Origin of the sequence: Pseudomonas sp. EL_65y_Pfl1_R83 (assembly GCF_963970695.1) — a bacterium.
GTDB lineage: Bacteria > Pseudomonadota > Gammaproteobacteria > Pseudomonadales > Pseudomonadaceae > Aquipseudomonas > Aquipseudomonas tritici.
Genome location: NZ_CAXAQI010000093.1, coordinates 1 through 687 on the forward strand (window position 1 = coordinate 1; position 687 = coordinate 687).

1 pseudogene is annotated in these 687 nt (G+C 55.9%); it reads left to right on the top strand.

Annotated features, from left to right (window positions below):
* A pseudogene (locus AACY08_RS27795) lies at positions 1-687 on the top strand (IS3 family transposase); the annotation flags it as partial.

The following is a 687-nucleotide window of genomic DNA, read 5'->3' on the forward strand; positions in this document are numbered from 1 at the left end:
TTGAGCGGGAAAAATCGATCTTAAAAAAGGCTACCGCGCTCTTGATGTCGGAAGATCTCGAGCGTTCGCGCTGATTGACCAGTTGAGCATCCACGAGCCGGTTGATTGGCTGTGCAAGGTGTTTGAAATGACCCGCTCGTGCTACTACGCTCGGCATCTCAGGCGCCGCACACCGGATGTAGAACGCCTTCGATTGCGCAGTCGGGTGAACGAGTTGTTCACCCAAGGCCGCAGTGCTCCAGGTAGCCGTAGCATCATGGCTATGATGCAGGACGACGGCGAGCAGATCGGGCGATTCAAGGTGCGCAGCCTGATGCGCGAGCTGGAGTTGGTCAGCAAACAACCGGGATCGCATGCTTACAAAAAGGCGACGGTCGAGCGGCCCGACATCCCTAATATTTTGAACCGGGAGTTTGATGTGCCTGCTCCTGACCACGTCTGGTGTGGCGATATCACTTACATCTGGGCTCAAGGGAAATGGCAGTATCTGGCGGTTGTGCTAGATCTTTTTGCCCGCCGTGTTGTGGGCTGGGCGTTGTCGGGAAAGCCGGATGCCGACTTGGTCATCAAGGCCTTGGACATGGCTTACGAGCATCGAGGGAAGCCTCAAGGATTGCTATTCCACTCCGATCAAGGCTCGCAATATGGAAGCCGGAGTTTTCGCCAGCGCCTTTGGCGATATCGCAT